General features: G+C 55.8%; 9 protein-coding genes. 8 read left to right on the forward strand and 1 reads right to left on the reverse strand.

Annotated features, from left to right (window positions below):
* The first annotated feature begins 10 nt into the window (after window positions 1–10).
* The 8 genes from CO675_RS28030 to CO675_RS28065 all read left to right on the forward strand — a co-directional run bounded on the left by CO675_RS28030 (window position 11) and on the right by CO675_RS28065 (window position 8142).
* On the forward strand, window positions 11–1669 hold the full coding sequence (locus CO675_RS28030) for a class I tRNA ligase family protein (RefSeq protein WP_097675037.1): 1659 nt from the start codon (window positions 11–13) through the stop codon (window positions 1667–1669).
* The gene (locus CO675_RS28035) at window positions 1666–2880 is read left to right on the forward strand and encodes an MFS transporter (protein WP_245452961.1); all 1215 of its coding nucleotides are present in this window, start codon (window positions 1666–1668) and stop codon (window positions 2878–2880) included. The genes CO675_RS28030 and CO675_RS28035 overlap by 4 nt, the downstream gene beginning before the upstream one ends.
* A gap of 24 nt (window positions 2881–2904) precedes the next feature.
* Window positions 2905–4215 (forward strand): lysine N(6)-hydroxylase/L-ornithine N(5)-oxygenase family protein, encoded by a 1311-nt coding sequence (locus CO675_RS28040; RefSeq protein ID WP_097675039.1) that lies wholly within the window; start codon window positions 2905–2907, stop codon window positions 4213–4215.
* A gap of 49 nt (window positions 4216–4264) precedes the next feature.
* Window positions 4265–4606, forward strand: coding sequence for a cupin domain-containing protein (locus CO675_RS28045; RefSeq protein ID WP_097675040.1), 342 nt, complete (start codon window positions 4265–4267; stop codon window positions 4604–4606).
* On the forward strand, window positions 4603–5670 hold the full coding sequence (locus CO675_RS28050) for an NAD(P)/FAD-dependent oxidoreductase (RefSeq protein WP_097675041.1): 1068 nt from the start codon (window positions 4603–4605) through the stop codon (window positions 5668–5670). Before CO675_RS28045 ends, CO675_RS28050 begins: the two co-directional genes overlap by 4 nt.
* A gap of 28 nt (window positions 5671–5698) precedes the next feature.
* Window positions 5699–6865: an alanine racemase gene (gene alr / locus CO675_RS28055; RefSeq protein ID WP_097675042.1), complete on the forward strand. Its 1167-nt coding sequence runs from the start codon at window positions 5699–5701 to the stop codon at window positions 6863–6865.
* 68 nt (window positions 6866–6933) lie between these two features.
* A complete protein-coding gene (locus CO675_RS28060; RefSeq protein ID WP_097675043.1) occupies window positions 6934–7572 on the forward strand; it encodes a hypothetical protein in 639 nt (212 codons plus the stop codon).
* Window positions 7573–7929: 357 nt separating this feature from the next.
* Window positions 7930–8142: a hypothetical protein gene (locus tag CO675_RS28065; RefSeq protein ID WP_097675044.1), complete on the forward strand. Its 213-nt coding sequence runs from the start codon at window positions 7930–7932 to the stop codon at window positions 8140–8142.
* A 727-nt stretch (window positions 8143–8869) separates the two neighbouring features.
* On the opposite strand, the gene groEL is transcribed toward CO675_RS28065, so the two are convergent.
* Window positions 8870–9912: chaperonin GroEL (groEL, locus tag CO675_RS28070; RefSeq protein WP_143279158.1), on the reverse strand; the 1043-nt coding region annotated here is incomplete at its 5' end.

Genomic DNA, 9912 nt, shown 5'->3' on the forward strand with positions numbered 1-9912 from the left:
TTGTGAAGCTATGAAAAAAAGTCCAGCGGTCCCGCGGATAAATGAAGCGAATACGCATCCCGTTGATGTGTATATATCTCCCGTCAACTTGACAGCCAATGGCAGAGCGCATCTGGGCCATGCCGCTGGGCCATATCTCAGAATGGATGTTGTACAGAAGCACCTGAAGCGGGCGGGGCATCATGTCCGTTCTGGACTGACGACTGACGGTTTCGAGAACCATGTCCTGGTCCGAGCGGCTCTTGAGAACGTTGACCCGTCCGCCTTGGCACATGGCTTCCATATCAGAATTGTTGAAGATCTCGCCTCCGTCGGTGTCGTTTTCGATCATTTCGATGATCCAGCGTATGGCAGCAATCTGCAGCGCTTTTCGAAGGTCGGCAACGCGCTGATGGGCGCCTTATCTGCAGCGGGCTCGCTTCGTTTCCTCGCGGGTCGCTTACCAGTGGACGACGCGGATTCTACTGCCAGACCAGAAGAGCGTTTCTGCATTGGAGGCTGGTTTGGTGCAACCTGTCCGGTTTGCCTGGCATCTGCGGGGAGCTTCTTCTGCGAACAGTGTGGACATCATTTTGAGCCCGAGGAAGCGCTGAATCCACTATCCAAGCGCGGGCGGATTGTCGAATGGTTGGAAAACGTCTCCGCATTCCTTTCAATTGCGGGAAAGGACCGACTTCTACGGGCGTGGGACGATACGGCCATCGAATCCAGCTTTCTGGAGATAGGGAAAGGGTACGTCGCACGTAAAGGGCAGCAAATGCGGCTGACCGTACCGGGACTACACGGGCTGGCTTGGAATTCACGACATTTCAACAGCCAGCAGATATTGTTTAGCTACTCCTCGTTACTCTACGCTCATTCTCTCTATTGCGGTTATAAGGACACGGAGGGCACCCACAAGCCCAATCCTTTTGCGCGCGAGTCCAATGCGTTCCTCATTGGCGGTACCGGTATCGATAACACAATCCCGATGCTTGTCGGCGTTACTGGATGCGCATTGGGTCAGAACTCGTTCCGCCCATTTGATCGAATTTTTTTCAATCACTTCCTTCGGCTGAACGGTTCGAAGTTCTCCACAAGTCGCGGCCACGTGATCTGGGCAGGCGAAATCGCTCGAATTCCAAATATATCGGTCGACGTCCTCAGAGTGTACCTGTCGGAAATCTGCCCGGAAGAAACCGAGATTGACTTGGTGCCAGAGCGCTTGGTCGATCGTTACAACGCGGTTCTCGACAAGATATCTGTGGCAATCGACCGCTGCACGGAGTCCCTAAACTCGATGTCTTCTCTCGCTGGATGTCACGTTGATGGTGCGATGATGGTTACGTTGGATCGACTCTACGAAAAGCAGTGCGCCGCGCTTTCGCTCGACCGTCTGCGGGTATCGCAATCGTCGCGGCCCCTTATCGAATGGGTTGATCATCTTGATGGCTCGCCGAACCATAAGACCGCCTACGCCTGGCTTATGGGGCTCTGTATACTGGCTTGGCCGCTGATGCCCAAGATAACAGAAGCTCTATGGCGTTGGCTCGGTCATAGCGGCCATCCAGTTGCCGCACGCGCTTCTACGCCTTCACCTCACCGAAATGGCGCGGCACCGAAGATCGATGGGCGCAGGTTGGCGGTTTCAGATATTGAACGATGCCTTCCCGGAAGGATTGCAGCGTGACAGTCGCAAACATCGTTCCTGCCGAGAAGCTGCCCGGTGCAATGCCGTTAGAAGTCTCCATTCCTTTCATGCTTGGTAGTATCAGCTTGGCCGCATCCTATGGCTCGAGCTTCTCTCTCGTGGACGCTCTGCGGTCAATTCAGCAAAGCGCCACGACCGCCGGAGCCGTTATCTCGACCGGTACGATCGCAACGGTACTGTGTTCGCTAGTGGTCGGCCGGATCGCGGATTCACTTGGCTTAATGCGAACTATCACCGTAGCCGCATTGATGATGGCGGCCGCGATGATATCTTTCGCATTAGCGTCAACTTTAACGCTCTTCGCTTACGTCGGAGGACTTCTTCTCGGCATTGGGTGGTCCGGCTTCTATATGCTGGCGCCGCTTCAAGTCCTGGGTCACGTGCGGGCTGAAGCCCGTATCAAGTATCTGACCTTGCTTTCCGGGTCTCAAATGCTGGGTATCGGGCTTGCTTCTCCTCTCGCGCGCACCGTCGCGGTGACTGCAGGATCCTACATTGCGGTGTACGCCCTATTTGCGGCTGCATGTCTCGTTGGCGCGACGTTCTTGGAGTTCGCCGGTAGGGGGCTGGCGCAAGCTCCTCAGACCAAATTGCCAACTATGCGTCTCAACGTGGGAGGCGTGCTAAAAGCCCTCAAATCAAACACGCGATATCCGATCATCATGATCGGGCTTGGGGCATGCGTCTTCGCCGGTCTTTTCACATTCCAAACGCTCTATGCTGCATCGCGATCGCAGTCTGCCGACACATTCTTTCTGGTGTTCACCCTGACAGCCGTCTTCATGCGGTTTGCTGTGGCGCCGATAATTGGAAGATTTCGCCTTGAACGCGTAGCCGCGGTTCTCAGCATATGCACTATCGCAGGGCTATTCATCCTCTTCGTGAACGTAGGCAGTACGGCGAACTACATCATCGGAACAATGATGTTCGCGCTGGGATACGGTCTCAGCTATTCGACCCTGAACAGTATGGTCGTGTACATTGCTGACACGGATGGGACGTCGTTGGCTATTGCTTCTCAAGTCTTCACGCTCTCCTACTTCATTGGCCTATTCGGATTTCCATACATCGCAGGGCAAATCGTGAGGGTCGGCGGCTTCGATCATCTGCTGATAGCCATGATGGTACTTATGGTCGCGAATGCAGTCCTTCTTGCAACTCAAGTGTTCTCGGGCAGCCGAGAACATTGACTGGCTCTTTGTAGGGATCATGAGATGCTGAAGCACGCCGACAGCTATAACGTCATCGCGATCGGTGCGGGGCCGGCTAATCTGAGTCTGGCAGCGCTTGCGGCTCCGATTCTGGACATTTCGTTGAATGTTCTTGAGAGCTCAGAGAAGGTAAAGTGGCATCCCGGCCTGCTTTTGGCAGGTGCCGTCATGCAAACCAGCCCGCTAAAGGACTTGGTCACACCGGCTGATCCGACGAGTGCATACAGTTTCCTCGCCTACTTGCACGATAAGAAGCGACTTTATCAAGCTATTGTTCGGGGGCTGGCGTCTGTTACTCGTAATGAATTTGAGGACTATTTGCGCTGGGCAGCGGCGAAGCTGGCGAACATTCAATTCGGCGAGCACGTGAGCGCAGTCGAACTGCGCGGCGAGGCCTTTAATATCATAACGAGTTGCCGCAATTACCAAACCGCTACGATTGTGCTTGGCGTGGGCAGGGTACCGTCTGTTCCTGAGTGGGGCAGGAATGCGCCGCCAAATGAGGTGTTTCACGGGAGTACCCTGCTCCTGCGGCGACGTGAGCTTTCCGGCAAGCGTGTCGTGGTCGTAGGTGGCGGCCAAAGCGGGGCTGAAATATTCCTTCATCTTCTCAGTGGTGCATGCGGTCCATTGGGAACCCTGACCTGGGTGACGCGCCGCGCAAGCATATTCGCGCTCGAAGACAGTCCTTTCGTCAATGAATGGTTCTTTCCGCAGCATGGTGATTGGTTTTTTGACCAGAGTGAAGCCGCCCGGAAGCAAATTCTTGAGCGACAATCGTTGGCGAGCGATGGCGTGAACTGCTCGACGCTGCGCGCAATCTACAATGCGCTGTACGACCGCGAGGTTCATAGACGGTCCTACCCGGCGCACGTAAAGATATACGTGGACACCACGGCGGAGGACTTGCGCGGCATGTCTCCCTTTCGCTTGGATTTGCGTCAGCGGAAGACAGGCACTTGTTCACAACATGTCGCAGACATTGTCGTCTTAGCCACAGGCTACCGCACCGAAATTCCATCGTTTCTGGAGCCGATCGCAGGCCGGCTCAAGGTCTTGAATGCCCCGGGTGGCTCGCAAGAGATCGTGGTCGACAAAGAGTTCTTGGCTCGCTTTGACGGTCCCGGGAAGTGCCGCTTGTACGTCCAGAATGGCGCACGCCTTCAGCATGGCATCGCTGATACAAATCTAAGCCTGGTCCCTTGGCGCGCTTCGCTAATCCTCAATTCGATCATCGGCCGCGTAGCCTACGATTGCGGGCCGGGAACTGGCGTCATCGAGTGGAGTAGCGTTGGCTTCGACGGCTCCTGCTGACCGGCGAACAAGTCTGCCACGACCACGGGATAGTCTTTCGGAGTATGCCATGAAGAATGCACGGTTGATGGCCCTGGGCGACATGACTGTCTATAGCCCCGGTGTCGTCTTGCAGCACGTTGAAGAAATCGGTGATTCCGGGACCCCTTGTCCCGTCGAGCTCATCGAATTCCAGCTGGATCCGTTCGCTGTGTCGACGCCTCATTCCCATTCTTCCTGCGAGATCTGGCGCATCACGAGCGGGCAAGGTCGTGTAATAACCGACGATGGAGAATTGGCTATCAAGGCAGGCGATCTGGTGTTTCTGCAGCCGCATCGAACCCATTATTTGGAAAATCGCGGCAGCGAAGTCCTGAGCGCTTTGTCTATCGCCTGGGAGGGAGCTCGATGACCGACAGCATTTACGACCTAGCGGTCATTGGCGCCGGCGTCATGGGCCTGAGTGCCGCCTTTATTGCAGCGAGCAGCCGGCCAGGGGATAGGATCGTCATCTTCGATCGAGAGACCGTTGGGGCAGGTGCCAGTGGGTTTGCCCCCGGAATCCAAATCAACATCGGTCGCAATGAAAAGGAAAGAAGCCTCCTCAATCGTGGTACAAAGATTTGGCAAGAGATCTATCCTCATGGGCGGCCCGGCGGTCGAGATTGCGACGTATTGTGGTTGACGCGCGATCCGGAAGAACTCACGCGAACGAGCTGTGTGGTTAGCACCGTCCCATCGACTTCTTTTGCACTCAGGGAGAGACTTTCCTCGCTGCCGCAGTTTTTGATTCCCAGCGATATGGTCGTGGCGCTGGATCGGGGGTCTTACTGTCCAGTCAATTCAATTGTTCAGGACCTGGCCCAAAGGCTCGGGGCTATCGGGACGTCGATACGGGAGCGCACATCGATTGCACGGATACGGCAAAGACCGAGCCATCTTCTTCTTGAGAGCTCTGATCATAGCGAACTCCTGGCAAGACGGGGCGTTCTTGCAATTGGTCCATGGCTGCCAGACTCGCCGTTGCGAGCGCACCTCGCCAATGAGCCGCGGTTGCGAGTTAAAAAGGTCGTCGCGCTTCACTTGGCGGCCCGCCCCACTACGAACTGTCCAATGGTAGGCTTGTTTGATGACTATGCGTTCCTGATTCCTATGATCGAGGAGGGGTATTGGCTGTTCAGTTTCACCTCGCAAGAATGGGATGTGATGCCTGACCCAGGTGGGCTGCACGTTAGTTCGGATGATCTCGCGCGCGCCACCGCAATCCTGACGAAATGGTTTTCTCCTGACATCCCCGCAGTAGCATCAGCGCGTGTGTTTTGCGACTGCTATTCTGACGATGGTGTCCCGTTCTCTCGCCCAGCTCAAGATGTCGCCGGTCTGTATGTTATTGGCGGTGGTTCAGGTAACGGTTTCCGTTTTGGGCCGGCGTGCGCGGAAGAGGCAATTGGATCGCTGTATTCTCACCATCGATAGTCTTCGGCGTACCGTGATGAAAAGACATATGCCGATCGGTCTCGAAGCCAATCCCTATTACGAACTTGCAGATGCCGTTCGTGAGACGTCGAGATCGACCATGATTATTGATCTCAGCGCCATTGAATCCAACTATCGAAAGTGCCAGGCGCTTGCGCCTCGCAGCGCTTGCGGCGCCGTTGTCAAAGCCGATGCCTACGGTCTTGGCGCGACACGTATAGCGCCCTTCCTGGCGTCCCTCGGATGTGCGCATTTTTTCGTCGCCGATGTGGAGGAGGGCATTGCCCTGCGCGATGTGCTGCCATCATCGGCAAGGATCTATATGCTGTACGGCGCTAGTCCGGGTATGGAGTCGGCGGCCGAGCAGCACAATTTGTTGCCGATTCTCAACAGCAGGGAACAATTGGAGGCCTGGCTTCGGCATTGCCGACTTCGCAATCGCGCGCTGCCAGCAGGAGTTCATGTCGACACCGGCCTGTCTCGATTGGGTTTTTCCACCGATGAGTTGCACACAATCGCCGAAAATAGAAACGGACGATCTGAATTTCCTGTCGTGCTGTTGATGAGTCAGCTCGCCTGTGCAGAGTGGCGAAACGAGATCTGTCTCCAGCAGCTAAATCGGTTTCGTAGACTTTCCCATTTGTTCCCGAATGCGATTCTTTCTCTATCGAATTCGGCCGGATTGTTCGCCGGGCGTGAGTTTCATTTTGACCTCGTGAGATCGGGGGGGGGAATTTTCGGCTTCGCGGCGTCCGATGATCCAGATTTCAAGCCAATGCAAGTTGTTCATCTGCGAACGCAAATTATTCAATGCCGTAAAGTCGAGCATGGGGAAGCGATTGGATACTTCAGGTCCTACATAGTAAAGAAGCGGATGCGGGTCGCGACCGCCGCGATTGGTTATGCAGATGGCTTTCCACGTAATCTGGGTAATCGAGGGTATGTCTTCATATATGGTCGTCGTGCGCCTATCGTCGGCTTTGTTTCGATGGACCTTATCACCATCGACGTAACTGACCTGCCCGAGAGCTGGACGCCGGCCGGGACAGTGGTGGACCTCATCTGCCCCGAGCAGACTGTCGCAGATATGGCGTCAGCCGCGAAAATGTTGAGCGACGAATTGACCACGGCGATGGGACGACGATGCCGCAGGCTTTACGTCTCATCCGCAAGAGATGATATGAGGCACCGGTGAACTCCTCCGCGCTCCGATCCCAGCAAGTCAATCGAGCGATTTACCTATGCGATGAAGGCGGACGTCTCATGCGTCCCAGCTACTTCACTGCCGAGGTGCGTCAATTTCATCATCGTGAGAGACTGTTTTACCTCGATCTCCTGTGCACGACCTACTACAAGCTAATCATAGAAGTAGGTTGTAGTGGCTACCGCCTTATCGGCATCAAGAACGATGACAATGATTATCTTGGCATCGAAATAAATCCACCTCGTATTCGTCGGTTAAAGAGCAGGAGAGGAGCGGTTATCCGCTGCGAGGCAAAAAAATTTTTCAAAAGAACGCGGCTAATCGATGAGATAATGCGCCGATATGATGGAAAGGTGCTCTGCATACTGCCATTTAATTTTATTGGCACGATGGATGCGCCGATGGAATTCCTGTCGCTGGTCTGTAAATCGCCTTTTGATCTAGCTTTGTCGCTCTTTTCGACGAGCGAGACGGCAACGGTGGCTCGCCACGAATACTATGACCTTTGTGGCATCACCGTTCAGGGGGTGGCGCGCACGGATGACTATGTTCGATTAGATTGCTCCAACGGTTTCCAGGCGTTCGCTTTCGATCCGGTCTTTCTGGTGAACCACATATCGTCGTATGGCTTCCGCTTGAATGACATGGAATGTTATGATGTATGTAACCTCCTTCATTTCAAAAATGAGTCATCCTGAAATGAGCGGTCAGTAATGCCAACGAAGCCAAAAAATAGACACGAGGTCATCGACGCCAGCCGGATCACTAGAAAGCAAGCACGGAAAAGCGGAACTAGTCGCATAGCCCGGCACCATCAGGCAACGATGAGCTTGCAACGAGCCAAGCCCAGACCTGCAACGCGCGCGATCGGGAAGATGACCCAATCCGGAGTTTCTTTCGGCTTTGTCCCTGCTTTCTAGATGAAGCAGAAATCGTCCCTCCTAGCCTCGACATTCCGAGAGCAAGGCGCCCTCTTCGGCTTTCTTCAGACTGTGTCGCCCAAGTCACCAATAGGCCGGAGCTTCGGCCTATGTTGGCCCTGAGCGAGGACTTTCATGTACGACGTCTACTTGAACGAACGGAACGACCTTCTCGTCGTTCCTCGAGGCAATTCCATTCCGATCGATCTCAACAGGAACTGGCGGAAGAAACGTGTCGTGCGTTCGGTTAGCGAGCAGATCCGCGAAGATGTTCGGATCTACGGCTACCATCGGCGAAAATTGCCGCTAAGTCGTTCGATGAAAACCGTAGCTGACAAGCTAGCTTGATCTACAAACAATGAGCGATCGACAAAAAATAGCGAACGGTCGTAAATGCCTCGCGTTTCATTTCCGGACCGATCGGCGCAACCGAGAGCACCAAACCGTTTTCAGGGGCCGGCAAGCGATCGCCTACCACACGCGTGATCGTTAGGGACGAATAGAGCTTCGGAAAATAACACGTGTGAATCTCAACGAGGAACCCAGGCTTCCTAGGTATCTTAATCCTAAGCTGCACCGTTCCTCAGCGGCTCCGTTGGCCCCTAACCCTCGGCGCTTTGGTCTGCGAGATCGGAAAAAAACCTGATAGCCCGCGGAGCTGCTCGTCATCGGCGCCGTCGAGCGGTAGGCAGGTGCGATCGCTTCTGCATCATGCGCGGAATGAGGGATCCAATAATTATCGCTCATGGGACGTCATTGATATGCTTCGTTGATCGGTGAATTCAATTCGCGCTCGATCAGCGCAATTCTACAGCATATCTTGCAGGTTCACCCACCGTCATGTCGGAAGCCGATCCGTTTGAAGACCAAGGGGTCGGGAGAAAAGTCGGACTTACCAACTTAGGTCAGAGCCGGATCGCCGCTGATTAAACGACTTTCTGGCTTCGGCGTTGGCGTTCTCGGGGCCAACCGCTAATCCACTTCGGGCTAGCAATGGCTCCCTGGTGCAAGCTTGGCCGAAGAAAACCCCGGCATTGCTGCCAGGGTTCTGCCTGTCGAATCTTTAAGCGAGGGATCAGAAGTCCATGCCGCCCATGCCGCCGCCCGGAGGCATCGCGGGACCGGGCGCGATCTTCTTCGGCAGCTCGGCAACCATCGCTTCCGTCGTGATCAGCAGCGCCGCCACCGAGGAGGCGTTCTGGACTGCGATGCGCACGACCTTGGTCGGGTCAATGATGCCCTTGGAGACAAGGTTGCTGTACTCGCCGGTCTGCGCGTCGTAGCCGTAAGAGTACTGATCCTTCTCTAGGACTTTACCGACCACGACCGAGCCATCTTCACCGGCGTTGATCGCGATCTGCCGAGCCGGCCAAGACAGCGCCTTGCGCACGATCTCGACGCCGGTCTTTTGGTCGTCGTTCTTGGTGCGCAGGCCCTTGAGCTGCTCGGAGGCCCGGAGCAGGGCGACGCCGCCGCCCGGGACGATGCCTTCCTCGACAGCCGCGCGGGTCGCGTGCATCGCGTCATCAACGCGATCCTTGCGCTCCTTCACCTCGACCTCGGTCGCGCCGCCGACGCGGATCACCGCGACGCCGCCTGCGAGCTTGGCGAGACGCTCCTGCAGCTTCTCACGGTCGTAGTCCGAGGTGGTCTCCTCGATCTGCGCCTTGATCTGGGCAACGCGGGCGTCGATGTCGGCCTTCTTGCCACTTCCGTTGACGATCGTGGTGTTCTCCTTGTCGATCATCACCTTCTTGGCGCGACCGAGCATCTGCAGCGTGACGTTCTCGAGCTTGATGCCGAGGTCTTCCGAGATGGCCTGGCCGCCGGTCAGGATCGCGATGTCCTGCAGCATGGCCTTGCGGCGATCGCCGAAGCCCGGAGCCTTGACGGCCGCGACCTTCAGGCCGCCACGCAGGCGGTTGACGACGAGGGTGGCGAGGGCTTCGCCTTCGACGTCCTCGGCGACGATGACCAGCGGCTTGCCGGTCTGCACCACGGCCTCGAGCAGCGGCAGCAGCTCGTTCAGCGAGGAGAGCTTCTTCTCGTTGATGAGGATGTAGGCGTCGTCCATCTCAACGCGCATCTTGTCGGCGTTGGTGACGAAGTAGGGCGAGA

It is taken from the genome of Bradyrhizobium sp. C9 (assembly GCF_002532045.1).
Lineage (GTDB): Bacteria > Pseudomonadota > Alphaproteobacteria > Rhizobiales > Xanthobacteraceae > Bradyrhizobium.